Source organism: Schumannella sp. GW821-FHT10F01 (assembly GCF_058809295.1).
This window is the reverse complement of record NZ_JBXASM010000012.1, coordinates 70,326-97,087: the sequence shown is the minus strand read 5'-3', so window position 1 is coordinate 97,087 and position 26,762 is coordinate 70,326. Positions and strand designations below refer to the sequence as shown.

The 26,762-nt window shown below is 74.3% G+C and carries 34 protein-coding genes and 2 pseudogenes; 21 read left to right on the top strand and 15 right to left on the bottom strand.

Going from position 1 to position 26,762, the window contains the following annotated elements; all coding sequences use genetic code 11:
- Positions 1-477, bottom strand: a pseudogene (locus AC1RSJ_RS13870) (hypothetical protein); the annotation flags it as partial.
- Between the two features lie 5 nt (positions 478-482).
- Positions 483-821 carry a hypothetical protein gene (locus AC1RSJ_RS13865; RefSeq protein ID WP_493119009.1) on the bottom strand — a complete coding sequence of 113 codons (339 nt, stop codon included), beginning with the start codon at positions 819-821 and terminating at the stop codon, positions 483-485.
- Positions 822-929: 108 nt separating this feature from the next.
- On the opposite strand from AC1RSJ_RS13865, the gene AC1RSJ_RS13860 reads away from it, so the two are divergent.
- The 5 genes from AC1RSJ_RS13860 (at position 930) to AC1RSJ_RS13840 (ending at position 3,853) form a co-directional block, all read left to right on the top strand.
- The gene (locus tag AC1RSJ_RS13860) at positions 930-1,475 is read left to right on the top strand and encodes a hypothetical protein (RefSeq protein WP_493119008.1); all 546 of its coding nucleotides are present in this window, start codon (positions 930-932) and stop codon (positions 1,473-1,475) included.
- Between the two features lie 122 nt (positions 1,476-1,597).
- Entirely contained in the window at positions 1,598-2,206 is a 609-nt protein-coding gene (locus AC1RSJ_RS13855) for a PadR family transcriptional regulator (protein ID WP_493119007.1), read from the top strand.
- 10 nt (positions 2,207-2,216) lie between these two features.
- Positions 2,217-2,576, top strand: coding sequence for a hypothetical protein (locus tag AC1RSJ_RS13850; protein ID WP_493119006.1), 360 nt, complete (start codon positions 2,217-2,219; stop codon positions 2,574-2,576).
- A 93-nt stretch (positions 2,577-2,669) separates the two neighbouring features.
- A complete protein-coding gene (locus AC1RSJ_RS13845) occupies positions 2,670-3,467 on the top strand; it encodes a YidC/Oxa1 family membrane protein insertase (RefSeq protein WP_493119005.1) in 798 nt (265 codons plus the stop codon).
- Positions 3,464-3,853: a YciI family protein gene (locus tag AC1RSJ_RS13840; RefSeq protein ID WP_493119004.1), complete on the top strand. Its 390-nt coding sequence runs from the start codon at positions 3,464-3,466 to the stop codon at positions 3,851-3,853. Before AC1RSJ_RS13845 ends, AC1RSJ_RS13840 begins: the two co-directional genes overlap by 4 nt.
- 12 nt (positions 3,854-3,865) lie before the next feature.
- On the opposite strand, the gene AC1RSJ_RS13835 is transcribed toward AC1RSJ_RS13840, so the two are convergent.
- A complete protein-coding gene (locus AC1RSJ_RS13835) occupies positions 3,866-4,369 on the bottom strand; it encodes a metallophosphoesterase family protein (protein WP_493119003.1) in 504 nt (167 codons plus the stop codon).
- A gap of 161 nt (positions 4,370-4,530) precedes the next feature.
- On the opposite strand from AC1RSJ_RS13835, the gene AC1RSJ_RS13830 reads away from it, so the two are divergent.
- From AC1RSJ_RS13830 to AC1RSJ_RS13820, 3 genes are all read left to right on the top strand, one after another.
- Entirely contained in the window at positions 4,531-4,728 is a 198-nt protein-coding gene (locus tag AC1RSJ_RS13830) for a CsbD family protein (RefSeq protein ID WP_493119002.1), read from the top strand.
- Positions 4,729-4,816: 88 nt separating this feature from the next.
- A complete protein-coding gene (locus AC1RSJ_RS13825; protein ID WP_493119001.1) occupies positions 4,817-5,551 on the top strand; it encodes a response regulator transcription factor in 735 nt (244 codons plus the stop codon).
- The gene (locus AC1RSJ_RS13820) at positions 5,548-7,002 is read left to right on the top strand and encodes a sensor histidine kinase (protein ID WP_493119000.1); all 1,455 of its coding nucleotides are present in this window, start codon (positions 5,548-5,550) and stop codon (positions 7,000-7,002) included. The genes AC1RSJ_RS13825 and AC1RSJ_RS13820 overlap by 4 nt, the downstream gene beginning before the upstream one ends.
- Positions 7,003-7,062: 60 nt before the next feature.
- Here AC1RSJ_RS13820 and AC1RSJ_RS13815 read toward each other — a convergent pair whose 3' ends face one another.
- The gene (locus AC1RSJ_RS13815) at positions 7,063-7,281 is read right to left on the bottom strand and encodes an antitoxin (RefSeq protein ID WP_493118999.1); all 219 of its coding nucleotides are present in this window, start codon (positions 7,279-7,281) and stop codon (positions 7,063-7,065) included.
- 135 nt (positions 7,282-7,416) lie between these two features.
- Between AC1RSJ_RS13815 and AC1RSJ_RS13810 the strand changes: the two genes are divergently transcribed.
- Both AC1RSJ_RS13810 and AC1RSJ_RS13805 read left to right on the top strand, forming a co-directional pair.
- A complete protein-coding gene (locus tag AC1RSJ_RS13810; RefSeq protein ID WP_493118998.1) occupies positions 7,417-8,796 on the top strand; it encodes an MFS transporter in 1,380 nt (459 codons plus the stop codon).
- Positions 8,797-8,829: 33 nt separating this feature from the next.
- The gene (locus tag AC1RSJ_RS13805) at positions 8,830-9,153 is read left to right on the top strand and encodes a spore germination protein GerW family protein (protein WP_493118997.1); all 324 of its coding nucleotides are present in this window, start codon (positions 8,830-8,832) and stop codon (positions 9,151-9,153) included.
- A 220-nt stretch (positions 9,154-9,373) separates the two neighbouring features.
- Here AC1RSJ_RS13805 and AC1RSJ_RS13800 read toward each other — a convergent pair whose 3' ends face one another.
- The 3 genes from AC1RSJ_RS13800 to AC1RSJ_RS13790 form a co-directional block, all read right to left on the bottom strand.
- Positions 9,374-9,796, bottom strand: a complete 423-nt coding sequence (locus tag AC1RSJ_RS13800) for an organic hydroperoxide resistance protein (protein ID WP_493118996.1) — start codon at positions 9,794-9,796, stop codon at positions 9,374-9,376.
- A gap of 256 nt (positions 9,797-10,052) precedes the next feature.
- Entirely contained in the window at positions 10,053-12,110 is a 2,058-nt protein-coding gene (locus AC1RSJ_RS13795; RefSeq protein ID WP_493118995.1) for a beta strand repeat-containing protein, read from the bottom strand.
- A 92-nt stretch (positions 12,111-12,202) separates the two neighbouring features.
- Positions 12,203-13,234, bottom strand: coding sequence for a hypothetical protein (locus AC1RSJ_RS13790; RefSeq protein ID WP_493118994.1), 1,032 nt, complete (start codon positions 13,232-13,234; stop codon positions 12,203-12,205).
- A 150-nt stretch (positions 13,235-13,384) separates the two neighbouring features.
- Between AC1RSJ_RS13790 and AC1RSJ_RS13785 the strand changes: the two genes are divergently transcribed.
- A complete protein-coding gene (locus AC1RSJ_RS13785) occupies positions 13,385-14,764 on the top strand; it encodes a glucose-6-phosphate dehydrogenase (protein WP_493118993.1) in 1,380 nt (459 codons plus the stop codon).
- Positions 14,765-14,774: 10 nt separating this feature from the next.
- On the opposite strand, the gene AC1RSJ_RS13780 is transcribed toward AC1RSJ_RS13785, so the two are convergent.
- Both AC1RSJ_RS13780 and AC1RSJ_RS13775 read right to left on the bottom strand, forming a co-directional pair.
- Positions 14,775-15,269: a DUF427 domain-containing protein gene (locus AC1RSJ_RS13780; RefSeq protein WP_493118991.1), complete on the bottom strand. Its 495-nt coding sequence runs from the start codon at positions 15,267-15,269 to the stop codon at positions 14,775-14,777.
- Positions 15,254-15,628, bottom strand: coding sequence for a VOC family protein (locus tag AC1RSJ_RS13775; protein WP_493118990.1), 375 nt, complete (start codon positions 15,626-15,628; stop codon positions 15,254-15,256). The genes AC1RSJ_RS13780 and AC1RSJ_RS13775 overlap by 16 nt, the downstream gene beginning before the upstream one ends.
- A 99-nt stretch (positions 15,629-15,727) precedes the next feature.
- Between AC1RSJ_RS13775 and AC1RSJ_RS13770 the strand changes: the two genes are divergently transcribed.
- Positions 15,728-16,276 (top strand): GNAT family N-acetyltransferase, encoded by a 549-nt coding sequence (locus AC1RSJ_RS13770; protein ID WP_493118989.1) that lies wholly within the window; start codon positions 15,728-15,730, stop codon positions 16,274-16,276.
- 14 nt (positions 16,277-16,290) lie between these two features.
- Here AC1RSJ_RS13770 and AC1RSJ_RS13765 read toward each other — a convergent pair whose 3' ends face one another.
- Entirely contained in the window at positions 16,291-16,722 is a 432-nt protein-coding gene (locus AC1RSJ_RS13765; protein ID WP_493118988.1) for a YdeI/OmpD-associated family protein, read from the bottom strand.
- A 39-nt stretch (positions 16,723-16,761) separates the two neighbouring features.
- Between AC1RSJ_RS13765 and AC1RSJ_RS13760 the strand changes: the two genes are divergently transcribed.
- The 3 genes from AC1RSJ_RS13760 to AC1RSJ_RS13750 all read left to right on the top strand — a co-directional run bounded on the left by AC1RSJ_RS13760 (position 16,762) and on the right by AC1RSJ_RS13750 (position 17,817).
- Positions 16,762-16,935, top strand: a complete 174-nt coding sequence (locus tag AC1RSJ_RS13760) for a hypothetical protein (protein ID WP_493118987.1) — start codon at positions 16,762-16,764, stop codon at positions 16,933-16,935.
- 2 nt (positions 16,936-16,937) lie between these two features.
- Positions 16,938-17,417: an SRPBCC family protein gene (locus AC1RSJ_RS13755; protein ID WP_493118986.1), complete on the top strand. Its 480-nt coding sequence runs from the start codon at positions 16,938-16,940 to the stop codon at positions 17,415-17,417.
- Between the two features lie 127 nt (positions 17,418-17,544).
- Positions 17,545-17,817 (top strand): hypothetical protein, encoded by a 273-nt coding sequence (locus AC1RSJ_RS13750; RefSeq protein ID WP_493119012.1) that lies wholly within the window; start codon positions 17,545-17,547, stop codon positions 17,815-17,817.
- Between the two features lie 37 nt (positions 17,818-17,854).
- Here AC1RSJ_RS13750 and AC1RSJ_RS13745 read toward each other — a convergent pair.
- From AC1RSJ_RS13745 to AC1RSJ_RS13730, 4 genes and pseudogenes are all read right to left on the bottom strand, one after another.
- A pseudogene (locus AC1RSJ_RS13745) lies at positions 17,855-18,058 on the bottom strand (hypervirulence associated TUDOR domain-containing protein); the annotation flags it as partial.
- A complete protein-coding gene (locus tag AC1RSJ_RS13740; protein WP_493118985.1) occupies positions 18,055-18,567 on the bottom strand; it encodes a pyridoxamine 5'-phosphate oxidase family protein in 513 nt (170 codons plus the stop codon). The pseudogene AC1RSJ_RS13745 and the gene AC1RSJ_RS13740, both read right to left, overlap by 4 nt.
- 96 nt (positions 18,568-18,663) lie before the next feature.
- Positions 18,664-19,155 (bottom strand): FBP domain-containing protein, encoded by a 492-nt coding sequence (locus tag AC1RSJ_RS13735; protein WP_493118984.1) that lies wholly within the window; start codon positions 19,153-19,155, stop codon positions 18,664-18,666.
- Positions 19,156-19,216: 61 nt separating this feature from the next.
- The gene (locus AC1RSJ_RS13730) at positions 19,217-19,852 is read right to left on the bottom strand and encodes a TetR/AcrR family transcriptional regulator (RefSeq protein WP_493118983.1); all 636 of its coding nucleotides are present in this window, start codon (positions 19,850-19,852) and stop codon (positions 19,217-19,219) included.
- 114 nt (positions 19,853-19,966) lie between these two features.
- On the opposite strand from AC1RSJ_RS13730, the gene AC1RSJ_RS13725 reads away from it, so the two are divergent.
- The 5 genes from AC1RSJ_RS13725 to AC1RSJ_RS13705 all read left to right on the top strand — a co-directional run bounded on the left by AC1RSJ_RS13725 (position 19,967) and on the right by AC1RSJ_RS13705 (position 24,705).
- Complete coding sequence (locus AC1RSJ_RS13725; protein ID WP_493118982.1) at positions 19,967-20,353, top strand: VOC family protein; 387 nt, start codon at positions 19,967-19,969, stop codon at positions 20,351-20,353.
- A gap of 75 nt (positions 20,354-20,428) precedes the next feature.
- On the top strand, positions 20,429-21,946 hold the full coding sequence (locus AC1RSJ_RS13720; protein WP_493118981.1) for a DUF7059 domain-containing protein: 1,518 nt from the start codon (positions 20,429-20,431) through the stop codon (positions 21,944-21,946).
- 89 nt (positions 21,947-22,035) lie between these two features.
- Positions 22,036-23,568 carry an MFS transporter gene (locus AC1RSJ_RS13715; protein ID WP_493118980.1) on the top strand — a complete coding sequence of 511 codons (1,533 nt, stop codon included), beginning with the start codon at positions 22,036-22,038 and terminating at the stop codon, positions 23,566-23,568.
- Positions 23,569-23,675: 107 nt separating this feature from the next.
- On the top strand, positions 23,676-23,900 hold the full coding sequence (locus tag AC1RSJ_RS13710; RefSeq protein ID WP_493118979.1) for a PspC domain-containing protein: 225 nt from the start codon (positions 23,676-23,678) through the stop codon (positions 23,898-23,900).
- A gap of 82 nt (positions 23,901-23,982) precedes the next feature.
- Positions 23,983-24,705 carry a hypothetical protein gene (locus AC1RSJ_RS13705; protein WP_493118978.1) on the top strand — a complete coding sequence of 241 codons (723 nt, stop codon included), beginning with the start codon at positions 23,983-23,985 and terminating at the stop codon, positions 24,703-24,705.
- 30 nt (positions 24,706-24,735) lie between these two features.
- Here the strand turns inward: AC1RSJ_RS13705 and AC1RSJ_RS13700 are convergent, their stop codons facing one another.
- The gene (locus AC1RSJ_RS13700; protein WP_493119011.1) at positions 24,736-25,785 is read right to left on the bottom strand and encodes a zinc-binding dehydrogenase; all 1,050 of its coding nucleotides are present in this window, start codon (positions 25,783-25,785) and stop codon (positions 24,736-24,738) included.
- Positions 25,786-25,953: 168 nt separating this feature from the next.
- Between AC1RSJ_RS13700 and AC1RSJ_RS13695 the strand changes: the two genes are divergently transcribed.
- Complete coding sequence (locus AC1RSJ_RS13695) at positions 25,954-26,751, top strand: DUF3097 domain-containing protein (protein WP_493119010.1); 798 nt, start codon at positions 25,954-25,956, stop codon at positions 26,749-26,751.
- Positions 26,752-26,762 lie beyond the last annotated feature (11 nt).

Sequence of the window (26,762 nt, the reverse complement as noted above, 5' to 3'; positions counted from 1 at the left end):
GGTCGCGACGGCGCCGTCGAGGTCGACCGGATCGAAGCCCACCGCGGCGAGCGCGCGGAGCAGCCGCCCGCCGGCCACCGCCCGGGCGGCCCATGGGTCGACCGTCGCGGCCTCGAGCGTGCGGGACGCCTCCTCGCGCGCCGCCGAGCTGACCGGGGGAGCGGAGGACATCAGCTCGCGCACGGCGTCGCGTCGCTCGCGCACGAGCGCGGCCAGCGCGCGGCCGTCGCCGTCGTCCTGCGCGGCACGGAGGCGCTCGCCGAGCTCCGCGAGCCCGGCCACCCCGTCGGGGTCGGCGCGGGCGATGGCGTTGACGGCGGACGCCGCCGCGCTCGGCTTCCGGAGCGCGCCGACCGCCCGGGCCAGCTCGGCGTCCTCGTCGCGGAGCTCGCGCACCCGGGCGTCGCGGGCGACGGTGAAGTCGGCCGCCGGCAGCGCGTAGAGGCGGTCGGCCTCGTCGTCCAGGTGCCCGCCCATCCGGCTCAGTCCTCTGGGCCGGCGGCATCCCGCTTCGGGATCCAGCCCTGCGCGCGCAGCTTGTCGAGCTCGCCGTCGATCAGCAGCCGCGCGAGTGCGAGGCGCCCGTCGCGCGGCACGTCGACGAGCGTGCCGATGACGCCCTCGGAGTCGGGTTCCACGTTCTCGAACAGCACGCGGTCGCGGAAGAACTCGAGGTTCCAGCCGTCCTCGTCCGACACGGAGACGGAGCCGTGCTCCTCCGCGTCGGCGTCGTCGACCAGCGAGTCGAGCAGGCGCTCCAGGTCGGCGCCCGACCCGACGGGCCGGTCGGCTCCCCAGCGGTCGGTGAGGTAGGCGGTCATCGTCGTCATCCTCCCGGATGACGGCTCCCGGCGCATCCCGGGAGAGCGTCGGGCGCGCCCACAGCCGGCCCGAAGCGCTCCCGAAGCCGGATGCGCCGGGATGGAGTCATGTCCAGCACCGTCGCGGGCGCAGCGCCCGCCGATCAGAGGTTCCACCGCCGCACGATGCGCCAGCTCATCGGCGCACTGGCGGCGCTCGCGGTGATGGGCGGCCTGGCCGCGGGCGTCCCCGCGCTCGCGCCGGGCGCGGCCGCGGCGACCGCGGCCGTCAGCCGGATCGCGGCGTCGGGGATCCCCGCCCTCGCCGCGATCCGGCGCCTCGCCTCCGGCCTCGGCGCGGAGCGGTCCGCGCTCCTCGCCACAGCCGGCCTGCCCCTCGGTGCGCTCACCTCCGCTGAGCGCACCGAGGCGCTCGCCGGCGTGCGGTCGCTGCTCAGCGCCGAGGCGTGGACGCTGGTCGACTCCGCGATGGCGGCGGACGACGCGCTCGCCGCGGCCGGAGCCGGGACGGGCTCGGGCTCCGACGCCTGGACGCTCACGCTGCTCGAGAACGAGACGGGCGCCTTCTTCCAGCTCGCCGGACCGGAGCTGGCGCTCAACGCGATCGAGCAGGGCGGCGTGCTGCTGGTCGAGCCGGAGCTCGTGCAGGCCTGATGAGCCAGACCCGCGCTGTCCGCCCTGAGCGAACCTGTTGCACGATGCGTGTTAGCGATATATCTTTGACGCATCGCAGAACTTCTGCGAGACATCTTTCAGATATCGGAAGGCGGTCTCCCATGCGGAACCACGACGACCCGCGCACGGCGCGGAGCCTCCAGCACCACCCCCACCACCACGGCCCGTTCGACCGCGGCGCCGGCTTCCCCGGCGGCCCCGGCTTCGGCGGCTTCCCGGGCGGACCCGGCTTCCCGCCGTTCGGCCCGCGCGGCGGGCGAGGCGGCCGCGGCCGTGCCTCGCGCGGCGACATCCGCAGCGCGATCCTCTCGCTGCTCTCGTCCGGCCCGTCCAACGGCTACGGCATCATCAAGGCCGTCGCCGAGAAGACCGAGGGCCTGTGGCGCCCGAGCCCCGGCTCGGTCTACCCGACGCTGCAGCAGCTCGTCGACGAGGAGCTCATCAGCTCCCGCGGCGAGGGACGCGGCACCGAGTTCGAGCTCACCGACGCGGGCCGCGCCTACGTCGCCGAGCACGAGGACGAGCTGGCGAAGGCCTGGGACTCCACGCCGTCGCCCACCGAGGCGCACCGCGCCCTCGGCGAGAGCATCGGCAAGCTCATGGGCGTGGTGGGCCAGTTCCACCACGCGGCCACCGACGCCCAGCGCGCCGCGGCCGTCGAGAAGCTCGATGAGGCGCGCAAGGCGCTCTACCTCATCCTCGCCGAGTAGCATCCCCGGCATGACCGGAATGCCGACGCCGACCCGCCTCGCGCGGGCCGGCGTCGTGCTGTCCCGTGCCGCGGTGCTCGCGTTCTCGGGTCTCGCCGTCGCGCTGCTCGTCACGGGCGCGTCCGGCTCCGAGCCCGGACTCGCGTCGGCCGCGGCCGCCGTCGGCGCCGCGGGGCTCGCCCTCGCCGCGGTCGCGGCGCTCGGGCTCGCGGCGCGCGGCGTGCTCGCGCGCCCCGACCGCGTCCTGCGGATCGGCCGGCGCGATCGCCGCCACCGCGAATCCCTCGATCGGATGGCCGAGCCGGCGCATCCCGCCACCGAGGGCCGCCCTCGCCCTCGCGCGCCCGGGGCGGTCGCCACCGCCGCGTAGTCCACGTCCTCCGCCCGCTGCCCCGGCAGCCGGCGTCGAGCGGCGGATGCGCGGCGCCCGCGACCGCATCCGCTTCCGACCGAGGACACACCCATGGACATCACCTCATTCGCCCCGATCGCCGCCCTGCTCGAGGGCGGCACCACCCTGCTCACCGGACTGTCGGGGCTGCTCGCCCCGCTCGCCGGCCCCGCCGCCTCCGCCCTCGCGATCGTGCTGCTCACGGTCGCGGTGCGGTCGGCGATGATCCCCCTCGGCGCCGCCCAGGTGCGCGCCGAGGTCGCCCGCCGACGCGTCACGCCGAAGCTCCAGGCGCTGCAGCAGCGCTGGAAGAAGAACCCCGAGCGGCTCTCGCGCGAGATGAGCGCGCTGTACGCGGCGGAGGGCACCAGCCCGTTCGCCGGGATGTGGACCGCGCTCGTGCAGCTGCCCGTGATCAGCCTGCTCTACACGCTGCTCGGGCACGCCCAGCTCGCCGGCCACGCGAACACCCTGTTCTCCTCGACCCTGTTCGGCGTGCCGCTCGGCACCTCGCTCGGGTCGATCCTCACGGGCGGCTCCGCGGCCTGGCCGGGCGCGCCGGTAGTCGGCGCGATGCTGGCCGCGCTCGCCCTCACCGCCTGGTTCTCGCGGCGTCAGGCGCTCACCGTGTCGCGGGCGACGGGCGTCGAGCCGACTCGGCTGACCCGGGTGCTCGCGTCGCTGTCGTTCGTGTCGGTGCTCTTCGCCGCGATCGCGCCGCTCGCGGCCGGCGTCTACCTCGTCACGACGACGACGTGGACCCTCGTCGAGCGCACGGTGCTCCGCCGCCGCCTCGACCCCGCGTTCGCGCCCGCCGGACGCCGACCCGACGCGGGACCGTCGGACGCCGCGCCTACCGTGGCGTCATGACGCGATACCTCCTGCTGCTGCGCGAGAGCGGACGCCCCCTGCCCGCCGAGGCGACCGGCGGCACCGCCGCGGACTGGCAGGTCTGGCAGGACTACGAGGCCGCCGCCCGCGAGGCCGGTGTCTACCGCGACGGCGGCGAGCTCGCGGACGCGGCCGACGCGGTCGTCGTGCGCACCGAGCTCGACGGCGCGGGGGAGCCTGACGCCGTGCGTGCGGAGGAGCCCGAGGCCGGGCGCGGGGCGGACGACCCGCCCCCGCCGGGCGCGGTCGCCGCCTGGTACCTGCTCGACGTCGCCGACCGCGACGCCGCGATCGCCTGGGCTCGTCGCCTGCCGACCCGCCTCGACGTGGAGGTGCGGGCCGAGCGCGTGTACGACTTCGGCTGAGCGGCGCCGCGGTCAGCGCTCGACCGGCACGAGCTCCACGTCCCGCAGCTCGCCCGCATCCGCGACGGCGGTCATGACGGTCCAGTGCGGCTGCATCCGGCGGTCGGTCGGCGAGCCGGGGTTGAGCAGCTGCATCCCGGTGGGCGTGAAGGCGTTCCACGGGATGTGGCTGTGCCCGTAGACGAACACCTGCGCGTCGGGGGCGGCGGCGGACGCGGCCTGCTCGCGCGTCGACGCGTCCGCGAGGATGTGCGTCAGCGCGAACCGGACGCCCTCGATCTCGAAGCGGGTGAACTCCGGCAGCTCCTGCCGCAGCTCGGCGCCGTCGTTGTTGCCCCACACGGCGCGGAGCTCGGCGGCGCGCTCGCGCACCTGCTCGAAGAAGGCGTGGCCCGTCCAGTCGCCGGCGTGGATCACCACGTCCGCCTGATCGATCAGCCGCCAGGTCTCGTCGCCGAGCTGTCGTGCCCGCTGCGGCACGTGCGTGTCGGAGAGCAGGAGCAGACGCGTCGGCACCTGCTCATTCTGGCCCAGCCGGGCTGTCCGACGGGTCCCCGTCTGGGCGACCGCTCCACCTCCTCTGGGCATCGCCCGAGCACGGGCCGCATCCGCGCCGTCCGGGGCGACCCTGGATCCGTGGCGCCGACCGGCGGCGCCGACGACTCCAGGAGGCAGCCATGGCATTCGGCGACGACGTGAAGAACAACGCCCAGGACCTCAAGGGCCACGCGAAGGAGGAGGTCGGCAAGGCCACCGGCGACGACAAGCTGCGCGCCGAGGGCAAGGCCGACCAGGCGGGTGCCCACGTCAAGGAGGCCGTCTCCGATGTGAAGGACAAGCTGTTCGGCGACGACAAGGACGACGCGAAGTCCTGATCATCCGATCGGGGGCTTCTCCGGCCCTCGCGGCGCGGCCATAGTGGGCTCATAGGAATCGCATAGCAACGAGCGGTTCCCTCTCACTATGGCCGCTGTCGCATCCCGCCCCTCGCCCCTCGTCCGCCAGGACGGCTCGCCCGTCCGCGCCCTCGTCGTCGACGACGAGGCGTCGCTGGGCGACCTGCTCCGGATGGCGCTCCGCGCCGAGGGATGGACGACGCAGCTCGCCGACAACGGCGCCGACGCGCTCCGCATCGCGCGCGAGTTCGAGCCCGACGTGGTCGTGCTCGACGTGATGATGCCGGGACTCGACGGGCTCGAGGTGCTGCACCGGCTGCGTCAGGGCGGCGACGACGTGCCCGTGCTCTTCCTCACCGCGAAGGACGGCGTCGACGACCGCATCGCCGGCCTCACCGCCGGCGGCGACGACTACGTGACGAAGCCGTTCAGCCTCGAGGAGGTGGTGGCGCGCCTCCGCGGCCTGGTGCGCCGCAACGTCGCCCTCGCCGGGCCCGAGGAGCCCGAGCTTCGCGTGGGCGACCTCGTGCTCAACGAGGAGACCTACGAGGTGCGCCGCGGCGACACCCCCATCACGCTCACCGCCACCGAGTTCGAGCTGCTGCGCTTCCTCATGCGCAACCCGAAGCGCGTGCTCTCGAAGGCCCAGATCATCGACCGCGTATGGAGCTACGACTTCGGCGGCCGCTCATCGGTCGTCGAGATCTACATCTCCTACCTCCGCAAGAAGATCGACACCCTCGGTCCCGCGATGATCCACACGGTCCGCGGCGTCGGGTACTCGATCAAGCCCGTCGCGTGAGGATCCGCGGGCGCTGGTCGCTGCGCCGCCGTCTCGTCGTCGGCACGGTGGCGCTGCTCGCCGTCGTCGCTGTCATCATCGGGGTGGTCAGCGTCGCGGTGCTGCGCGAGAACCTCATGCACCGGCTCGACGACCAGGTGAAGAGCTCTGCGGACCGGTTCGGCGCGGGAGGTCAGGGCGGCGGAGACGGCAACGGCGGCGGACGACCGGATGCGCCGGGCTTCCTGCCCGGCGTCGCCGCCGGCGGCGTGCGCGTGAACATCGCCGGCTCGCAGGTGGTGCAGGCGGGGTACCTCGACGAGAACAGCGTGGTGCAGGACCTCACGGTCGCCCAGCAGCGAACCCTGCTCGCCGTTCCCTTCGACGGCGAGCCGCACACGGTCGACCTCGGCGGGCTCGGTCAGTACCGGGTGTTCGCGAATTCGCAGGACGGCCAGACGATCGTGATCGCCGGCCTGTCGATGTCCGAGGTGAACACGACGACGAGCCAGCTCATCGTGATCGTCGTGGTCGTGACGCTGCTCGCGCTCGCGCTCGCCGTGGTGCTCGGGCTGTTCGTGGTCGGCGTGGCGCTGCGGCCGCTCACCCGCGTCGCCGCGACCGCAACCCGGGTGTCGGAGCTGCAGCTCGAGGCCGGGCCGGTCGACGTCGGCGACCGGGTGCCCGACGACGATGCCGTGCCGACGACCGAGGTCGGCCGGGTCGGCGCGAGCCTGAACCGCCTGCTCGACCGCGTCCAGTCGGCGCTGACCGCCCGCAACGCGAGCGAGGACAAGCTGCGCCGCTTCGTCGCGGATGCGAGCCACGAGCTGCGCACGCCGCTCGCCTCCATCCGCGGCTACGCCGAGCTGAGCTCGCGGTTCGGCGGCGACCTGCCGCCGGACGTGCAGCGCTCGCTCGAGCGGATCGGCTCGGAGTCGATCCGGATGACGGCGCTCGTCGAGGACCTGCTGCTGCTCGCCCGCCTCGACTCGGGTGCCGAGCTTCGGCACGAGAGCGTCGACCTCGCCCGCCTGCTCGTCGACGCCGTCAGCGACGCGCACGTCGCCTCGCCGGAGCACGCGTGGGAGATCGGCGAGCTGCCCGAGGACGTGCGCGTGCTCGGCGACGGCGACCGGCTGCATCAGGTGGTCGCGAACCTGCTCGCGAACGCGCGCACGCACACGCCGCCCGGCACCCGGGTCGAGGTGGCGCTCCGCGAGGACGGCGAGCACGCCGTGATCGAGGTCGCGGATGACGGACCCGGCATCCCCGAGGCCGTGCGATCGACGCTCTTCGAGCGCTTCACCCGCGGCGACAGCTCCCGCAGCCGGGCCGCCGGCAGCACCGGCGTCGGGCTCTCGATCGCCCGTGCGATCGTCGACGCGCACGGCGGCCGCATCGAGGCGGAGAGCACGCCCGGACGCACGACGTTCCGGGTGACCCTGCCGCTCGACCCGTACCGGGACTGATCCGGTCGGCGGCTCGGTGCCGACGGCTACTCGGTGCCGATGACTACTCGGCGCCGATGACTACTCGGTGCCGATGGCCTTGTCGACGTTCTGGCGGGCGTCGTCGATCTGCGCCTCGAACTTGCCGCCGGTGACCTTGTTGACGGCGTCCTCGACGCCGTCGAGCACCTTGTCGCTGATGTCCTCCGCCTGCTCGCTCTTCAGCGCGCCCTTGACCTGGTCGCTGTCGAGGAACTGCTTGGCCTTGTCGGCGAGTCCGCCGAGATCGAAGTCCGCCATGATCGTGCCTTCCGATAGGGGGTGATGCGGGGCAGTGATGACGTCGGCATCCTCCTCCTCGCCGGCGTCCTCCGGAAGGCCCGCCGGGTTTCCGGATGATGCACGGTCGGCGGCGGGTGCCAGACTCGAGGCGCCATGACCGACAGCACCACCACCGCACCGACGCGGGAGCGGATCCTCTCGCCCCGCTACCGCTGGTCGACGATCGGCGCGAACGCGCTCGTCTTCCTGGCCGCCTTCGAGGCGATGGCGGTGACCACGATCATGCCGACGATCTCGAAGGACCTCGACGGCGAGGCCCTCTACTCGGCCGCGTTCTCGGCCACCCTCGCCGCGTCCGTGATCGGCATGGTGCTCGGCGGCGGGTGGTCCGACCGGCAGGGGCCGACGCGTCCGCTGCTCGTCTTCGTGACCGTCTTCGTGATCGGCGTGCTCGTCTCGGGCACGGCGACCGCGATGCCCGTCTTCATCGTGGGGCGGTTCCTGCAGGGGCTCGGCATGGGCGCCATCAACGTCGTGCTCTACGTGATCGTGGCGCGCGCGTACCCGCCCGTGCTGCACCCGTCGATCTTCGCCCTGTTCTCCGCGTCGTGGGTCGTGCCGTCGATGGTCGGGCCGGCGATCGCCGGCTTCGTGGCCGTGCACCTGACCTGGCATTGGGTGTTCCTCGGGGTGGGCGGCCTCGTGGTGCTCGCGATGCTCGCGATGATCCCGACCCTGAGGGCGCTGCGCGGTCACGGCCGGGCGGACGACGACCCGCCTCCGCCGCCCCTGCTGCGCAACCTCGTGCTCGCGATCGTCGTCGCGGCGGCGGTCGTCGCGGTGGGCATCGGCGGCGACCTCCCGAGTCCGTTCGGCTGGGTGGTCGCGGCCCTCGCGATCGCGGTCATCGTGCTGGCCGTGCGCCCGCTGCTGCCGCGCGGCACCCTGCTCGTGCGGCGCGGGCTGCCGGCGACGGTGCTGCTGCGCGCCGGCATCGCGGCCGCGTTCTTCGCGACCGAGATCTATCTGCCGTACTCGCTGCAGGCGCGCTACGGCTGGGATCCGACCGCGGCGGGCCTGATCCTCACCGTCGGCGCCGTCTCGTGGTCGATCGGCTCGCAGGTGTCCGGGCGCACGGTGGAGCGCATCCCGCACGCGATCGCGGTGCGCATCGGCGCGGCCCTCCTGCTCGCGGGGATCGCGACGCAGGCGGTGGCCGCGCTGCTGGTGCTGCACCCGGCCGTCATCGGCGCCGGCTGGCTGCTGGCCGGCGGCGGCATGGGCTTCATGTTCACCCGCCTCAACACGCTCGTGCTCGCCTACTCCACGACGGCCGACCAGGGCGCGAACGGCGCGGCGATGAACATCGCCGACGCCTCCGGCAGCTCGACCTCGATCGCGCTCGCGGGGCTCATCTTCGTCGGACTCGGTGGCGCGGCGGCGGGCGCCGCGTTCGACGGCGCCTTCCTCTACACGTCGGCCGCGGCCCTGCTCGCCCTGCTCGTCGCCTTCCGGGTTCGTGAGAACCGCTAGGACCAGGGAGCGGGCCCGCGTAGCGTCGAGTCCATGGTGAAGGTTCTGGAGCAGGTGACCGGCGCGGTCTCGCGTCTCGGCGTCAAGGCGAACTACGGCGACCCCGTCGAGGTCGGCGGCACGGAGCTCGTGCCCGTGTCGCTCGTGTGGATGGGATTCGGCGGCGGCCAGGAGGGCGGCGAGGACGCCCCCGGCGGCGGCGGTGGCGGCGGGGCGAGCATCCCCGTCGGCGCGTACGTGCCCGGACTCGACGGCCCGGAGTTCCGGCCGAACCTCATCACGTTCCTCGTCGTGTCGTCGGTCGCGATCTGCGCCACCGGCACCGCCCTGGCGAAGATCATCAAGGCCTTCCGCTAGCGGCCAGCGCGCCCGCGCCCGGATCCCCGAGCCCGCGCTCGGACCCCTGAGCCCGCGTGCGGAGCCCTGAGCCCGCGCTCGGGCCACTGAGCCCGCGTGCGGATCCCTGAGCCTGTCGAAGGGTCGCCCTCCGACAGGCTCAGCCGTCCGACGGCCCGCTCAGCCGTCCGACGGCCCGCTCAGCCGTCTGACGGCCCGCTCAGCCGTCCGACGGGTCCGCTCAGCCGACCTCGACCTCGAGGCGCACGTCGACGTTCCCGCGGGTGGCATTCGAGTACGGGCACACCTGGTGTGCGGCCTCAGCCGCACGGCGCGCGTCCTCGAGGCTGATCCCGCCCATCTCGACGCGGAGCACGACGGCGAGCCCGTAGCCGCCCTCCTCGCGGGCGCCGATCGACACCTCGGCCGTGACCGCCGAGTCCTGCACGGCGATGCCGAGCTGCTTCCCGACGCCCTTCAGCGCCGAGTGGAAGCAGGCCGAGTAGCCGAGCGCGAAGAGCTGCTCGGGGTTGGTCGCACCGCCGGGGCCGCCCATCTCCTTCGGCACCGCGAGCTGCACCTCGAGGGTGCCGTCGCTGGTGGAGGCTGAGCCGTTGCGGCCCTCTCCGAGGCTGGTGGCGACGGCGGTGTAGACGGCGTTCATGGCTGGTGGTGCTCCTTCCGGCGGCGGCGCCGCACCCTGAGGGGAGCGGCGCGGGTCGTCCGGCTATTCCGGTGCGCACCGGGTTCCCAGACGCACAGGATCTCCGGGCGCGACGTCGCGCCCGCGGCGGCGGTGCAGCCGCGGGCGCGTCGCCGGAGTGCCGCTCAGGAGTCGGCCGACGGCACCCGCCGAAGGGCCGGGGCCGCGGATCCCCCCAAGGCATCCGCGGACCCGGCCGGTCCGGTACCTGGGCCGATCAGGCGCGGCGCGCGTGCCGACGGGTCCGCGAGCGGACCACGATCAGCACGGCGCCGAGCAGGATGAGCGCGAGCGCGGCGAGCAGCGCGGGCGCCGGCGCGAGGCCGGTCACCGCGAGCTGCTGGGCGCTCACCGCGGAGGCGGTGACGGAGCCGGAGGTGCCGACCTCGGTGCCGCCGATGCCCGTGCCGCCGTCACCGGGGGTGGTGCCGGTGCCGTCGCCCGTGCCGTCACCGGGGTCGGTGCCGTCGCCGGGGATGCCGCCCTCGATGCCGGAGGTGCCGTCGCCCTCCGTGGTCGCGTCGCCCGCGACGCTGATGGAGACGCCCTCGACGCCGACCGGGATGTCGATCGGGAGGAGGATCTGCGTGCCGCCGGCGACCGAGCCGGTGCCGTCGGTCGTCGGGTCATCGGACCCGCCGATCGCCGGCGTCTCGGTCACGGTGCCGGTCGACTCCGCGTCGCCGAGCACGCTGACCGCGGTGCCGCCCAGGGTCACGGGCGCCGTCACCGGCGCCGCGATCTGGGTGCCGGACGCGGTGCCGTCGGTGCCGGACGTGGCCGGACCCGTCGCGTCGCCCGCGCCCGCGGTGCCGTCGCCGGCGCCACCGGTCGTGGTCGAGTCGGTCGAGCTCGCGTCGCCGAGCACGCTCACGGCCGTGCCGCCGACGGTCACCGGAGCGGTGACCGGGGCGGTGACCTGCGTGCCCGACAGCGTGCCGTCGGTGCCGGACGTGGTCGGCGCGGCGGTGGTGCCGCCGCTGCCGCCCGTCGTGCCGCCGGACGTGGTCGAGCCGGACGACACCGCGTCGCCCAGCACGCTCACGGCGGTGCCGCCGGCGGTCACCGGGGCGGTGATCGGCGCGACGACCTGGCTGCCCGACGCGATGCCGTCGGCGCCGCCCGTGACGGGAGCGGAGCCGGTCGGCGCGGAGCCGGTGCCGGTCGTGCCGGTGGAGCCGGCGCCCGTCGTGCTGCCGGTGGAGGCGGCGTCGCCGAGCACGCTGACGGCGTTGCCGCCGAGGGTGATCGGCGCGGCGACGGGGGCGGTCACCTGGGTGCCCGAGAGGGTCCCGTTGGTGCCGCTGGTAGCGGGCGCGGCGCCCGTGCCGGCGCCCGTGGTCGGCGTGGAGCCGGCCGTGGTGGTGCCGCCGGTGGAGGCGGCGTCGCCGAGCACGCTGACGGCGTTGCCGCCGGCGGTGATCGGCAGCCCGATGGGCGCGGTCACCTGGGTGCCCGCGAGGGTCCCGTCGGTGCCGCTGGTGACGGGCGCGGCGCCCGTGCCGGCAGCCGTGGTGCCGGCGGGCGGGGTGCCCGCGGCGGTGGTGCTGCCGGTGGAGGCGGCGTCGCCGAGCACGCTGATCGCGTTCCCGCCGACGTTCACCGGGATGCCGATCGGCGCGAGCACCTGTGTGCCCGAGGCGATGCCGTCCGCGCCGCCGGTCGACGGAGCGGCGGCGGCAGGAGCGGTGGATCCGCCCGTGGCGCCCGCGGCGGTGGTGCTGCCGGTGGAGGCGGCGTCGCCGAGCACGCTGATCGCGTTGCCGCCGATGGTGATCGGCACGCTGATCGGCGCGACCGCCTGGGTGCCGGCGGCGATGCCGTCGGAGCCGGAGGTGGTCGGGGCGGCGGCCGGAGCCGGAGCGGCGGGAGCCGGTGCCGGCGCGGTGCCGGACCTGGATGATCCGGCGTCGCCGAGCACGCTCAGCGAGTTGCCGGTGACGGTGATCGGCACGGACACGGACACGAGTCCCTGGGTGCCGCCGGCCGTCGAGGAGGTGCCGCTCGTCGTCGGCGCGGCGGCCGGAGCGGGCGCGGCCGGAGCCGGTGCGGCCGCGGCGGCCCCCGTGCTCGAGGCGTCGCCCAGCACCGAGATGCCGGTGCCGCTGACGGTGATCGGCAGGTTCAGGGACACGAGCGCCTGGGTTCCCCCCAGCACGCTGTCCGTCCCGTCGGTGGCCGGCTGCTCCGCGGCATTCGCGACGCCGGCTCCGAGGGCCCACAGGCCCCCGGTGAAGAGCACTCCCATGAGTGCTCTCGACACGATTCTGTTCATGATCTGACTCCTGATCCGGGGACGGCGGAGCGTCCCCTCATTCGACTGGGTTGCGGGTTCGGCGCCGTCGGTGAGGCGGCGCGTCCGCGCGGTCAGTCGGGGGAGGAGTCGGTGTCGAAGACGGGAGCGGGAACCCGGCGGGCGGAGGCCGCGGCCGGGACGAGCATCATCAGCAGCGCCATCAGCGCGACGCCGGCGCCGATGAGGCCGGCGAGGACGAAGCCCGAGAGGCCGGCTCCCGACATCAGCGCGAGCGCGCCGTTCGCCAGGTCGCCGCCCGGGAAGACCGGGCCGGCGGGCGCACCGGGGGCGCCGGAGGCCGCGTCGGCGGGCGAGGACATGCCGGCCGGCGCTGCGGTGGCATGATGCGCCGAGGAGACGGTCGGGGCCGCCGCGGGCGAGATCGCCCCCCGATCAGCGGCGGGCCCCGACGCCGGGATCGCCGTGGCGATGCCGGGAGTCGCGGGGAGAGCGGGCAGGACCGGCGAGAGCACGGTCACGACCACGCCGGTGACACCGCCGACAGCCGTGTCGACGAGCACGGTGACCGGCGCGACGATGGCCGAGACCGGCGCGGTGCCGAGCAGCGCGGTGGTCAGCGGCCCGACGATCGGCGTCGCCGCGAGCAGCTGGTCGACCTCGCCGGCGAGCGGCGTCAGCAGGGCGTCGGCGAGGCCGAGCTGGTGGTCGGCGACCGTGGCGGCGGGGGCCGGGACGGCCTCCGCGTCCGGGGTCGGCAGCGCCGCGATCGGCGCCGCGGGAGCGGTCGCAGCCGGGGCGGGCACGGCCGCGACCGGCGCCGGAGGGGCGGGTGCTGCCGGGGCCGGGGCCGGGACGGCCGGGGCGGGAGCTGGGGTCGTCAGCGCGCCGGTCACGCCGGTCAGCAGCTGTCCGACGGGCTCCGTCACGCTCTTCACGAGGGTGCCGAGGGTCTGTCCGAGCCCGCCGGAGGCCGGCGCCGGCACGGGAGCGGCCGCGGGCACGGCCGGTGCGGCGGGATCCTCGGCGGCGGATGCCGGGCCGGCGGAGAACAGGACGGCCAGGACGCAGCCGCCGAGCACGGCCAGCAGGCCGAGCACGAGGCGGAGAGCGCGGTATCGCGCTGCGTCGACGACGACGTCCATGCCGTACCACCCCCCTGGCGATCTGGCTTGTGCGGAACCGTACGCCTGAGTCCCGCTCGTGTCCACCCCGTTCGAGGGGTACTCCCAGACTGGCGCCGGTCCGAGTCGGGCAGCGCGTCCGTCGAGGGGCGCGGCGATAGCCTCTGCACCATGGTGAGCACCGCATCCCCGATCGAGACCCTCGTCATCCTCGGGGCCGGCGGAGACCTGACGTCACGACTCCTCCTGCCCGGTCTCGGATCGCTGCTCGCCTCGAGCCGGGGTCAGGACATCCGGCTCGTCGGCGTCGACCGCCCCGAGTCGAGCACGACGGATTGGCGCAAGCGGGTGCGCTCCTCGTTCGCGGCGACGCGGTCCGATCGCGGTCGTCGCGTGGCCTCGGAGTCGATCTACCTGCAGGGCGACGCGACGAGCGCCGCCGACCTCAAGCGGGTGCTCGACGCGGCCACCGGCCGGGTCGCGCTGTACTTCGCGCTGCCGCCTGCGGTGGCTGCGAAGGCCTGCGCCGCGCTCCGCGGGCTCGACCTGCCGGAGGGCATCGTGCTCGCGCTCGAGAAGCCGTTCGGCACCGACCTCGCGTCGGCCCGGCGCCTCAACCGGCTGCTCGAGACGATGGTCGCCGAGGAGCAGGTCTTCCGCGTCGACCACTTCCTCGGCAAGTCGACGGTGCTCAACCTGCTCGGCATCCGGTTCGCGAACCGGCTGTTCGAGCCCTTCCTCTCCTCGCAGAACGTGGAGCGCGTCGACATCGTCGTGGACGAGCAGCTCGGACTCGAGGGGCGCGCGGGCTACTACGACCACGCCGGCGCGCTCATCGACATGATCCAGAGCCACCTGCTGCAGGTGCTCGCGCTCGCCACGATGGAGCCGCCGTCGAGCCTCAGCTCGGAGGACCTGCGCGGCGCGATGGCGCAGGCGCTCCGCGCGACCCGCGCCTGGTCGCCCGACGGCACCGCGAGCCGCCGCGCGCGCTACACCGCCGGGTCGGTCGACGGCCGTCAGTTGCCGGCCTACAGCAGGGAGGCCGGCGTCGACACGAGCCGGGCGACCGAGACGCTCGCCGAGCTGACGGTCGCGGTCGACACCTGGCGCTGGGCGGGCGTGCCCTTCGGCCTGCGCTCCGGGAAGGCGATCGGCGACGCGGTTCAGGAGCTCGTGTTCACGCTCCGCCCGGTGCCCCACCTGCCGGCCGGCTTCGCGGGGCCCTCGCGCAAGGCCCAGGTGCGCATCGGCATGAAGCCCGGGTCGATGTCGCTCGACCTCGTGACGAACGGCCGCGGCGACCCGTTCGACCTCGAGTGGGACACCCTGCGCGCCGACTTCGAGCCGGGGGAGCTGACGGCCTACGGCGAGGTGCTCGCCGAGCTGCTCGAGGGCGATCCGACGCTGAGCGTGCGCGGCGACGTGGCCGAGGAGTGCTGGCGCATCGTCGCGCCGGTGATCGCCGCCTGGCGCAAGAACGCCGTGCCGCTCGAGACCTACCCGGCCGGCTCCGACGGTCCGCGCCGCTGGGCCGCGCCGATCGTCTGAGGCGCGCCCCTCACCAGCCGCGCGTGCCTGGTCCGCCCTTGAACGGTCCCTGCACACGCGACGTGATCCACCCGCCGTAGAAGTCGCCCTCCTGTGCGGCGACGACCTCGCCGTCGACCTCGCAGCGGTCCATCCGCCCCGGATAGACGGCGACGTGGTCCGCCAGCGCGGCGAACCCCGGCGACGGAGCCGGATAGAACCACGCGGCCGCCGTCTCGACCCGCTCGCCGCCGGTGATGGTGAGGTAGCCGGCGCGGCCCTTGAACTCGCACACGCTCGCGCCGGGCGCCGACGACAGCACGCCCTCGGCGAAGGCGGCGAGCGGCAGGTAGTAGGTCGGCGGATGGCTCGTCTCGAGCACGCGGAGGGCCGCATCCGTCTCCGCGATGACCCGCCCGCCGAGCACGATGCGCACGTGCTCGCCGCTCGGCTCCACCCGCGGCGGGCGCGGGTAGTCCCACACCGACTCGGCGGCGGACGCGCCGGTCGTCACGCCCCGGCCCATTCCGGGAGCTGCTGCAGCGCGTACGCGTTGCCGTCCGGGTCGTGGAAGAACACGAACCGGCCCCAGGCCTGCTCGTCGACGCCACGCGCCTCGACGCCGGCCTCGCGGAGGTGGGCGAGCGCGGCATCCGCGTCGGCGACGACGAGCTGGATGCCCTTGACGGAGCCGGGCGGCTCCTCGCTGAGCCCGATGCCGAACGCGATGGAGCACGCCGAGCCGGGCGGGGTGATCTGCACGAAGCGCAGCTCCGGGCTGATGGTCTGATCGTGGTCGACATTCCAGCCGAGCGACGCGTAGAAGTCGCGTGCGCGGTCGACGTCCGACACCGGCAGGATGAGCAGCTCGATCTTCCAGTCCATCGCGGACTCCTTGTCTCTCTGCCCGCGAGCGTAGGGCCGGCCGCCGACACCGCGGAGGCCGCTTGACGCCCGGTGAGCGGCGGGTGAACACTGACCCCGATGTCCGCTTCCGAGGGACGACGTCGTGTGCGGCTCGCCCCCGCGACGCTGGATCAGCTCGATGCGTACTTCCGCGATCCAGCAGAGCTCGCGGACGTGCTGGGCTCGCCTCTGCCCGACGGCTGGCCGCTCGACCCGAACGCGTTCCTCTGGGTCGCGAACGCGCTCCAGTCGGCGCCCGACGAGGCGAGCCGCTGGATGCACTGGGCCTTCGACGCGGACGACGGACGGCTGGTCGGCGACGGCGGCTTCCGCACGAAGTCGGGCGGCGTGCTGGAGATCGGCTACGAGATCGCCGACGAGTTCCGCGGTCACGGGTACGCGACGGCGATGGTGCGGGCGCTCGTCGAGCTGGCCTTCGCCGATCCGGCCGTGGCGCGGGTCGACGCGCACCTGCTCCCGACCGACACCGCATCCGCGATCGTGCTCTCGCGCGCCGGCTTCCGGGCGCGGCTCGAAGACGACGCGGCCTCGGCCGAGGAGGAGCGCGGATCCGGCAGGGTGGAGTCCTGGAGCCTGAGCCGGCAGTCGGCGGGGCTCCGCTCCTGATCCGGAGCGATAGCTCAGGCGAGCGAGTCGACGACCTTCCGCACGCGCCGCGCGCGCGTCTCCGCCGCCTTCGCCTCCTCCACCGAGCGGACGTGCTCCTTGCGGTAGGAGTGCGCGAGCGCGTCGAAGCGCTCCCGCACGCCGGCGGCGTCGAGCGCGGCCGCGAGGTCGGCGGGCACCTCCACCGTGCGCACGGCGGCATCGTGCTCGAGCGTCACCTCGACCTCGTCGCCGCCCGCCACGCCCGCGGCCTCGCGATTCGCCTTCGACAGCGCGATCATCGACCGGCCGGCCATGCTGCCGATCGTCGACGCGTAGCTGAAGCCGGCGATCGTCACGGTGACGGGCACCCGCTTGCCGGCGCCGAGCGCGTCGAGGACCTCCGGCGGCACGACGATGCCGGTGTTGTTGCCGGTCTGCGCGATGACGGTGCGGTAGGTGACCATGCGCACAGTCTCGCGGATGCCGTCCGTTACGCTGAGCGCATGAAGGTGTTCGCGTTCGTCGTGTCGCTGGTGATCTTCGTCGCCTCGTTCCTCGCCTTCGGGTACGCGTTCGCCGTCGAGGCGCCGTTCCACTACATCCTGTTCGGGCTCGGACTGGTCGGCGTCGCCCTCGCGCTCGCCATCCCGTTCCACCTGCTCGAGCGACTCGACTGACGATGACCCGCGGGGTCGCCGCCTCGGCAGAGGCGCTCGTCGCCGGCACGCTCGCCGACGTCTTCGACGCGGTCGTCCGCGTCGATCCTGCCGCCTGGTATCCGCGCTTCGGTCCGCTGCCCGCGGTCGTCGGGGTCGACGGGCAGACTGCGCCGTTCACTGAGCCGGGCGCCCGGCGCACCCTGCGGCTCTCCGACGGCGGCTCCGTCGTCGAGGAGGTCGTGCAGATCGACGCGCCGCGCTACCACTCGTACCAGCTGACCGGCTTCCAGAAGCTGTTCGGACACCTGGTGCGCTCGGCCCGCGCCGACTGGGTGTTCGCGCCCGATCCGCGCGGCGTGCGCATCCGCTGGACCTACACGTTCTACCCGCTGCGCGGCCGCGGCCTGCTCGTGTCGCCGATCGTGCTCGTGCTGTGGGCCGCCTACATGCGGCGGGTGCTGCCGCCCATCGCGCGGAACGCCGGACCGCTCGTCTTCTGATCCCGGCAGGCCGCTCTTCGGCCGCGGCGCGTCCGGACGCGACGCGGGACGACCTCCCAGCGGACTCCGGGTCGCGGGGGTCGACCGATCCGTCTAGCCTGATCGCGGGAATCACGGGAAGGCGATCGTGAGCAGCGATCTTCTGCAGTCGACGAGGTCGACCGGCCGACCTGCACTGGAGCAGCTCGCACTCAGCGTCGATCTGCCGTCGCGCCCGCGCACGCGGCTCCGTCCCGACGGCATCCTCGAGGTGGTCTTCGCCGGCGAGGTCATCGGCTTCGTCGACTACCAGCGCCCCGTGTTCGTCGCGCTCGCGGGGACCCGGCTGGACCACGCGGTGGAGGTCGGCCAGCGGCTCGACCTGGCTGCGGCGCCCGACGCGATCCTCGCGCGAGCCTGACGGGCGGGAACCCGCTCGACCCGGCGCGTCTGGCTCTCAGCACACGGAGCGCGCCGCCCTTGTGCGCGGCGCGAGCCCCCGTCTTCTCCGACTCGACGAGGAACGCCGGCTCGTCACCTGAGGCCGTGAAGTGCTGGCCGTCGAACTCGAAGTCCGCGGTGCGCCGCTCGACGACGTGCCCGCGCGTGCGTCCCTGGGACGTCGCCCAGGACACCCGGTCGCCGACCCGCGGGGTGCTCACCGGTCGTCGCCGAGGTCGATCGTGCGGCTCTCGCCGAGGTCCGGCTCCTGCCCGCCGATCAGGGCCTTCGCGAGCTCGAACGCCTTCTTCGGGGCGGGCTGGTCGGTGTCCCACAGCTCGACGGTCTGCACGTCGACGCGGAGCAGCGCGACCTCCGGATCCTCCGGGCCGTTCGGGAAGTACGCGTCCGCGAAGCGGTTCCAGAGCGAGTCGATGCGCGGCTGGTCGCGGTCGATCGAGGCGACGCCAGCGAGCGAGAGCCAGCCCTTGCCGTCGCCGACCGAGACGTTGACCTCCGGATGCCGCGCGATCTCCTCCGTCTTCTCGCTCGGATCCTTCGTGAAGAACCAGAGCGAGCCGTCGAAGTGCGACACCCCGTCCGGCCCGTCGTCGAGCAGGGCGAGCGGACGCGAGTGCAGCAGGCCGCCGCGGCCGCGGCTCGTGACGACGGCGGTGCGGCCGGCGGCGAGGATGCCGCGGATGGTCTCGAGATCGTGCGGATCGGTCATGACGACACGCTCGCACCGCGCGGGCCGCGGCGGCGCGACGTCCAGCGACGACTCAGGGCACGTGCATCCCGCTTCCGGCCGGCCCCGGTGACGCGGTCAGGCGGCGTCCTGCAGCACCCGGTCGGCGAACGACTCGAGCCGCTGCGTGAGCCCGGCGGCGCGGGTGGCGATGGCCGACTCCTGGTCGGGGTAGTACTGCGTGGGCGGCGGCGCCATGCGGATGATCGTCGAGCAGCTGAGGTCGGCGCAGATGTAGGTGCCGACCGAGTTGCCGCGGGCGCCCGCTTCGCCCGCGCGCGGGGCGGAGAACATCCGCACCTGGTCCGCCGGCTGCAGGGTCTGGCACAGCGAGCACATCGCGCTGCCGCGCATGCGCGACTCGACCGAGCGCACGGTGAAGCCGACCGGCTCGCCGCCGCGCCAGAACACCACGTAGCCGCGGTGCGGCGCCTGGGGGTCGCGCCAACCGAGGTACTCGCGCTCCTCCCATACGGTCTCGTGCAGGCCGGGGAGCGGCATGCGGGCGGACTCGTCGGCCGAGGTGTTGACCATCGCGTCGCGGATCTCGGACTCGGTGAGCGGCCTCATGGCCCGACAGCCTACGCCGATGGCCGGTCGCGGCGCCGCTTCGGCGCCGGTGCGGACGCGGTCAGATGCCGCGTGCCACCGTCGCCACGACGGCGCGGCCCGCGTGCTGCAGCACCTCGGGATCGAGGCCGCGCAGCGGCCCCTCGAGCGCGAGCATCGCGAGCCCGTGCACGGCCGACCAGGCGACGAGCTCGGCGCCCTGGCGCCGCTCGGCCGGCAGCTCGCCGGCGGCCAGCAGGTCGTCGAGCGCGATGCCGAGCAGCTCGAACGGCGTGCGTCCGCGGGGACCGGCCATCACCGGGCTCAGCGCCGACTCGAGGTCGCGGTGCACCGTGAACGCGGCGCGGAACAGCCCGGGCTCGTCGCGGGCGAAGCGGAGGTAGCCGCGTCCGACGGCCTCGAGCTCGGCCCGGGCGACGGCCACGGGGTCGCCGCTGCGGTCGATGCGCTCCCACTCCTCCTCGATCGCCTCGGCGACGGCGCCGAGCGCGGCGTCGCTGACGGCCTCGACGAGGGCGTCGCGGTCGGCGAAGTGGCGGTAGGCGGCGTTCGGGGAGACGCCGGTGCGGCGCGTGGCCTCGCGGAGCACGACCGCATCCGGTCCGCCGTCGCGCGCCATGGCGAGTCCGGCGTCGACGAGGGCGGCGCGGAGGTCGCCGTGCCGATACGTCGCGCGATCACGTGATGCCGTGCTCATCGCACCCCCTGGACTCGCTCCTGATGCTGTGCAATTGTTGACAGTGTACACATCGACGTGGGTCCATGCCGATGAATGGATCATCCCGCCCGGGCGGGAGGTGAGGAGCACGACATGCTGACGACGACCGGAGCCTTCAGCGGATTCTCCGTGCGCGACACCGACGAGACCCGCGCGTTCTGGGCCGACCGGGTCGGGCTCGAGGTGCGCGACGGCGGCATGGGCGGCATCCTCCAGCTCGTGCTGCCCGGCACCGATGGCCACGGCGTCGTGATCGCCTACCCGAAGGGCGACGCGCACGTGCCGGCGACCTTCACCGTGCTGAACCTCGAGGTCGCGGACGTCGCGACGGCCATCCGCGAGCTCGGCGACGCGGGCGTCGAGCCGCTCCGCTACGACGGGATGCCGCAGGACGCCGACGGCGCGATGCGCGGCAACGGGCCGGACATCGCCTGGTTCGCCGACCCCTCCGGCAACGTCTTCTCCGTCATCTCGGACTGAGCGCCGCCGCACTCCCGCGCCCGCGGCGCCTCGGGGTCGCAGCACCTCGGAGTCGCGAGTTGGGAGGATGGGGGCGTGGATCCCGCCCTCGCCGCCCTGCTCCGCTCCGACCTGGAGCGCGCCGTCTACACCGTCGACCGGCTGCGCGGGCTCTGGGGCGAGGTCGCGGATGCGGCGCTCGGTCGCGGCGACCGGGTGCCGGCACTGCGGGCACTGGCCGGCCGGACCGACCCGGCTGGCGTGCTCGCGCGGCTCTGGCTGCTCGGCGACGACGTGCCGCTCGCCGAGGCGGCCGCCGCGCTGCCGTCCGCCGGCGTGGACGGCGTCGTGCGGCTCGGCCTCGTCGAGCCGACGACCCCGTCGGGCGGTCTGCTCCGCGGCACCGTCGACCTCCGCCCGTACAGCGCCGTCGATGCCGCCGGCGTCGCCGCGTGGTGGGTGGTCAGCGATCTCGGCGAGCTCGTCACGGGCGGGGCGCTGCGCGAGGACCACGTGCTCGGCATCGGGGGCGCCTCCGCGACCCTGAGCGGCCTGATCCTGCCCGACCCGGTGCGGTCGGCACTCGACCTCGGCACCGGCTGCGGCGTGCAGGCGCTCCACGCGGCACGCATCGCGGACCGTGTCGTCGCGACCGACATCTCCGCGCGGGCGATCGGCTACGCCGCGCTCGGCGCCGCGCTGAACGGCATCGAGCTCGATCTCCGCACCGGCAGCCTGTTCGAGCCGGTCGCGGGGGAGCGGTTCGACCGCATCGTGTCGAATCCGCCGTTCGTGATCACACCGCGCGCCGAGGGCGTGCCGGAGTACGAGTACCGCGACGGCGGCGAGGTCGGCGACGGGCTGCTGTCGCGGATCGTCGCCGACCTGCCCTCGCACCTCGAGCCGGGCGGCATCGCCCAGCTGCTCGGCAACTGGGAGTACCGCGACGGCGAGGACGGCCTCGACCGCGCCGCGGCGTGGGCGGAGGCCGCCGGGCTCGAGTACTGGATCATCGAGCGCGAGACCGCCGACCCGGCCCGCTACGCGGAGACCTGGATCCGCGACGGCGGCAGCCGCCCCGGATCGCCGGAGTGGGAGCGGCTGCTGGCCGCCTGGCTCGACGACTTCGCCGCCCGTGGAGTGACCGCGGTCGGCTTCGGCTACCTGCTGCTCCGGCGGCCGGAGGATGCCGCCGAGCGGCCTCCGCTCCGCCGCGCCGAGCGGATCGCGGAGGCGCCCGGCGACAACCCAGCCGGGCTCGGCGACCACCTCGCCCGCGTCCTGGCGGCGCGTGACCGGATCGCCGGACTCGACGATGCCGCCCTCGCCGCGCTGGCGCTCCGCGTCGCGCCCGATGTGACCGAGGAGCGCAGCCACTGGCCGGGCGAGGAGCACCCCACGGTCATCGCGCTCCGGCAGGGCGGCGGCTTCGGCCGCACGGTGCGGGTCGGCACCGCGCTCGCCGCGGTCGTCGGCGCGTGCGACGGCGACCTCCGGCTCGGCGCGATCGTCGACGCGGTCGCGGCGCTGCTCGAGGTCGACGCGGCCGCGCTCGCCGACGAGGTGCTGCCGGAGGTGCGCGACCTCGTCGAGAGCGGTCTGATCGTTGCCTGACAATCCGACGGATGCCGCCCGGGCGCGGGCGTAGCGTCGTCTCGCCGCCGAGCACTCCCACGTCTCGCCCGACGGGGGAAGGAACCATCATGAGCGCGCCCGGATCCTCGACGCCGAGGACGATCCGCAGCCTCGTACCCGCCCGCCTCGACCGGCTGCCCTGGGCCCGCTTCCACTGGATGATCGTCGTCGGGCTCGGGGTCTCCTGGATCCTCGACGGCCTCGAGATCCAGATCGTCTCGCAGAACGGCTACGCGAGCGAGTTCGGCATGAACTCGACCGAGATCGGCGCCACCGGCACCGTCTATCTCGTCGGTCAGGTGGTCGGCGCGCTGTTCTTCGGCCGCCTCTCCGACCGGCTGGGCCGCAAGAAGCTGTTCATCCTCACGCTGGCGATCTACCTCGTCGGCAGCGCGCTGGCCGGCCTCGTGCCGCCGTTCGAGAACCACTGGGTGAGCATCATCCTGCTCTGGGTCGCGCGCTTCATCGCCGGCACCGGCATCGGCGGCGAGTACGCGGCCATCAACTCGGCCATCGACGAGCTCATCCCGTCGCACTACCGCGGCCACGTCGACATCGCGATCAACGGCACGTACTGGGGCGGCGCGGCGCTCGGCGCCGGCATCAACCTGATCTTCCTCAACAGCGGCGCCTTCGGGCAGGACTGGGTCGACAGCTGGGGCTGGCGCGTCGCGTTCTTCATCGGGCCGGTGCTCGGGCTGATCATCATCTACCTGCGCCGGCACATCCCGGAGAGCCCGCGGTGGCAGATGACCCACGGCTTCGAGAAGGAGGCGGAGGAGACCGTCGACCGCATCGAGCGGGAGCTGACCGCACAGGGGCACGAGCTCGAGCCGGTCGACGACTCGCGCGCGATCGAGATCTCGCCGAGCGAGCGGGTGCCGTTCCGCATCCTGGCGAAGGTGTTCTTCAAGATGTACCCGAAGCGCACGCTCGTCGGCGCGACGATGATGATCACGCAGTCGTTCCTCTACAACGCGATCTTCTTCAGCTACGCGCTCGCGCTGCAGAACTTCTACGGCATCGACAAGTCGCAGACCGGCTACTACTTCTTCCCGTTCGCGATCGGCAACCTCGTCGGTCCGCTCGTGCTCGGCCGCCTGTTCGACAGCTGGGGCCGCCGCAAGATGGTGCTGCTGACGTACGGCGGCTCGGGCGTCATCCTCGCCGTGTCCGCGATCCTGTTCCAGGCGGACGCCCTCAACGCGGTGACGCAGACCGCCTTCTGGTGCGCCGCGTTCTTCCTCGCGTCGGCGGGCGCCTCAGCCGCCTACCTCACCGTGAGCGAGATCTTCCCGCTCGAGGTGCGGAGCCAGGCGATCTCGTACTTCTTCTCGATCGCGCAGATCTTCGGCTCGCTCGCACCTCTGATCTACGGCGCGATGATCGGCGACGGCTCGGACCGCGGGCCGATCACCATCGGCTACTTCCTCGGCTCGGCGATCATGCTGATCGGCGGCATCGTCACGTTCATCTTCGGCGTGGATGCGGAGCGCAAGCAGCTCGAGTCGGTCACCGACCCGCTCACGATCATCCATCGCGAGGAGGCGGCGGAGGACCGCGAGCGGCGCTCCGGCGCGGGCACGGCCTCCGGCAGCTGACGGGACGGGAGCTGTCCCGCCGCGGCTGGTGAGACGGGAGCTGTCCCGCCGCCGTTCCGGGGGTGCACCCCACCGACGCGGCGCCGGCCCGGGCGGAGCATGGACTCATGACCGCGAACACCACCACCCGGCTCGAGCGTCCGCTCCAGGGACGCGTCATCGGCGGCGTCTGCGCCGCCCTCGCCCGGCGCTTCGGCGTGGGCCCCACCCTCATCCGCGTGCTCGCCGTGGCCTCGGTGATCCTGCCCGGGCCGCAGGTGATCATCTACCTCGTCTGCTGGGCCGTCATCCCCTCGCAGCCGCGCCCGGTCGTCATCACACCGGCCGCCTAGGTTCCTCCGCGCTTCCGTCGAGGTTCCCCGCAGTCGCCGTCCAGCCCTCGCGCCTAGCGTGATCGCAGGAAGGACGGACACCATGGGATTCCTCGACCGACTGTTCGGCAGCGACGAGCGCACGGAGGCGGCGCCTCCGACCCGCGCCCCGGCGCCGGCGGCACGCCGCTCCGAGGACGAGATCGCCATCGAGCGGTACCGCTACCTCCTGCAGACCGCGCCGCCCGAGACGATCGAGCAGGTGCACCGCGAGGCGTTCGCGAAGCTGACCGACGAGCAGCGCGCGGTCATCTACGAGGAGCTCAGCAGGGGCGCCGGCACGGGTGAGCGTCCGCTCTCGAGTGAACCGGCGACGCTGGCCCGTGCGGCGACGCGCGCCGAGTTCCGTCAGCCCGGCACCATGGAGCGCGCCTTCGCCGGCTCGCCGGTCTCGTCGGCGACGGCGACCGGAGGGCAGGCCGGGTCGGGGCAGCAGTCCGGATACGGCCAGCAGGCGGCTCAGCGCACCGGCCCGAGCTTCGGCTCGATGGTCGGCAGCACGCTGCTCGGCACGGTCGCGGGCTACGTCATCGGCTCCGCGCTGGTCTCCGCGTTCCTGCCCTGGGACGCCGGCACCGACACGGCCTCCGACGGATCCGGCGACGCGAGTGCCGACTCCGGCGATGCGGGCGGCGCCACGGACGCGTCCGGCGCCGACGCCTCCGCGACCGACGCCTCGGCCGCGGACTTCGGCGGCGGGGACTTCGGGAGCGACTTCGGCGGCGGGGATTTCGGCGGCGGGGACTTCGGCGACTTCGGGTTCTGACCCGGCCCGCGCCGCCCCGCCACTGGCGCGCTAGGGGCGGAGCAGCACCTTGATCGCGCGGCGCTCGTCCATCGCCGCGTAGGCCTCGGCGGCCCGGTCGAGCGGCAGCTCCAGGTCGAACACGAGCCCGGGCTCGATGCGCCCGGCGAGCACGTCCGCGAGCAGCTCGGGGATGTACGTGCGCGCCGGCGCGATGCCGCCGCCGACCGTGATGTTGCGGTCGAAGAGGTAGCGCACGGGCAGCTCCGGTCCGCCGGCCGGGACGCCGACGTAGCCGACGCGGCCGCCGCCGCGCACCGAGTCGAGCGCCTGCTGCATCGACTCCTTCGTTCCGACGGCCTCGAGGGCGGCGTCGGCGAGCTCGCCGCCGAGCAGCTCGCGCAGCTCGGCGATGCCCTCGTCGCCGCGCTCGGCGATCACGTCGTCCGCGCCGAAGCGCCGGGCGAGGGCCTGCCGGTCGGCGTGCCGGCTCATCGCGATGATGCGCTTCGCACCGAGCCGCTTCGCGGCGAGCACGGCGGAGAGCCCGACGGCCCCGTCGCCGACCACGACCACGACGTCGTCGGGGCCGACGCCCGCGGAGACCGCGGCGTGGTGCCCGGTGGAGGCGACGTCGGCCAGCGCGAGCAGCGAGGGCACGAGGTCCTCGTCGACCGGACCCGGCACCGGCACGAGCACGGCGTCGGCGTACGGGATGCGCACGCGCTCGCCCTGCGCGCCGCCGACCGGGTGGCCGTCCGCGTCATCCGATCCGAAGAAGCTCTTGTGGTCGCAGGCGGCGGGCATGCCGTGGCGGCAGGCCTGGCAGGTGCCCTCGCTGAACGAGAACGGGGCGATCACGAAGTCGCCGACCGCGAGGTCCGTCACCGCGGAGCCGAGCTCCTCGACGACGCCGACCAGCTCGTGGCCCATCGGCGTGGCGCGGCTGCCGCTGCGCACGCCGCGGTAGCCCCAGAGGTCGGAGCCGCAGACGCAGGCGGCCACGACGCGCACGACCGCGTCGCGGTCCGTCAGCAGAGCCGGATCGGGGCGGTCCTCCACCCGGATGTCGCCAGCCCCGTGCATCACCGCTCCGCGAATCGTCATGCCGCAACGCTATCCGGAGGAGCCTGAGCGGCGTGCCGGAGCCGGTCGTCGGCGGCGGCTCCGTAGCCTCGCCGGGTGCCCACCTCGAACAGCCCGAGCCGTCCCGGCGGCGCAGACCGCACCCGAGGCGCCCAGGCAAGCGGGGATCGGTACGGCGCCGACGTGCTCTCCGGCGACTGGCGCGCCCAGGGCCGCGCGCCGGCGCCGGAGCGGATCCCCGCCGAGCGCGATCTCGTCGTCGAACTCGCGGACGGCGGCTTCGTCGGCGCGGTCGTCGGCATCGAGGGCTCCCTCGTGCGCCTCGAGGACCGCGGCGGCCGGGTGCGGGTGTTCCCGCTCGGCGGCGGCTTCCTGCTCGACGGCGTGCCGGTGGTGCTCGTCGCGCCGACGGCCGCGCCGCGCGGTCCGGCACTGACCCGGTCGGGCTCGCGCGCGGTCGCCCCGCAGCGCGCCAGGGTCGCCCGCGCCGGACGCATCCTCGTCGAGGGGCGCCACGACGCCGAGCTCGTCGAGAAGGTGTGGGGCGCCGACCTCCGGGTCGAGGGGGTGGTGGTCGAGCTGCTCGACGGCGTCGACAACCTCGCCACGGTGCTCGCCGACCTCCGTCCCGCCGCGGATGCCCGCGTCGGCGTGCTCGTCGACCACCTCGTGCCCGGCTCGAAGGAGTCGCGGATCGTCGGCGGCATCCGGAGCGAGCACGTGCTCGTCGTCGGCCATCCCTACGTCGACGTCTGGCAGTCCGTTCGGCCGGCGCGGCTCGGCTGGGAGGCCTGGCCGGAGATCCCGCGCTCGGTCGAGTGGAAGCACGGCATCTGCGCGGCGCTCGGCTGGCCGCACGCCGAGCAGGCGGACATCGCGCGCGCCTGGCAGCGGATCCTCGGCCAGGTGCGCGACTACCGCGATCTCGAGCCGAGCCTGAGCGGCCGCGTCGAGCAGCTCATCGACTTCGTGACCGGCTGACGACGCTCACC